Raw genomic sequence first — 1,172 nt, 5'->3', positions numbered from 1 at the left:
GTTATATCAATATCACCTAATAATTACAAGAACTTGTATAAATATAACATATAATAAGATAATGTATCTATATTGTACCTAAGTACCATTTACAATTTCTCCTAATAGTTATAAAATAATGCCAAAATTAATTTAGCCCAAAAGGAATTAACATGGCAAAGAAATTAGGCACAATCAAGTCTATATCAGGTTCTGCTGAGGTTATCGCAGTAGATAAAAGTGGTAACCAAAGGGTACTAAAAGTTGGTGATAGCCTTTATGAAGGTGAGACGGTAAAAACAACTTCAGCTGATTCTAAGGTTGTGATAGCGACAAATAATGGAAAAGAGCTATCAATGATCGGCGAAGATACACTAAACCTCGATCCAAAGGCAACTGCTGCTGATTCACAAGTAGCAGCACTTCAAAAAGCATTGTTAAATGGTGCAAATTTAGAAGATCTAGAAGAGACAGCAGCTGGCGGCAATAGCGGTGGTCGTGGTGATGGCATGAGCCTTGGCGAGACTAGATTTGAGCATGGCGGACACTACTCAAACATAAGCGCTAGCACAAGTGCTATCAATCCTTTAGGCGCTGCATCTTTTGCAGGTCCAGTTGAGGGTAAAAGTGGCGGTTTAGATAGCGGTCGTGGCGGTAGTGATGACGATACAGCAGGTACTGGTACTACTATCGATCCAGAAACTACTAGAAAACCAAGCAACCCAGAAATTAAATTCCCAGAAGATACAAACAAAGATGGCAAAATTTCTGATGATGAAAACAAAGCTGGTGACAAAGATGCTGGTAAAACAACAGTAGAAGTTACTATACCAAAAGATGGTTCAGTAAAACCAGGTGATAAAGTAGTTGTTACTGATGACAATGGTAAAAAGACTGAAAAACCAATCAACCAAGATGATATCGATAAAGGTAAGATTGATATCCCAGTTGATCTAAACCCAGGTAAAGATAACAATGTAACAGCAGAGATCATCAATCCAAATAACCCTAATAACCCAGGCAAGGATAGCAAGGTGATAGGTGAAGACAGTGAGAATACTAAAGCTCCAGAAGCTCCAGTTATCAATGAGATAATAGATGATGTTAAAGGCTATGGAGAAGATACTAAAGTTGGTAACGTTCTTGATGTAAAAGGTCATCTAACAAATGATAAAACTCCAACTATCAAAGGC

Annotated in this window: 1 protein-coding gene; it reads left to right on the top strand. The window is 37.9% G+C overall.

What is annotated here, in order from left to right:
- Positions 1 to 152: 152 nt before the first annotated feature.
- Positions 153 to 1,172, top strand: a 1,020-nt coding sequence (locus G6W43_RS10475) for a retention module-containing protein (protein ID WP_194169764.1), incomplete at its 3' end; no start/stop codon positions are given.

The organism is Campylobacter concisus (assembly GCF_015229965.1).
Taxonomy (GTDB): domain Bacteria; phylum Campylobacterota; class Campylobacteria; order Campylobacterales; family Campylobacteraceae; genus Campylobacter_A; species Campylobacter_A concisus_BD.
Note: the sequence above shows the minus strand (reverse complement) of the source record. Positions and strands in the feature narration are given on the sequence as shown.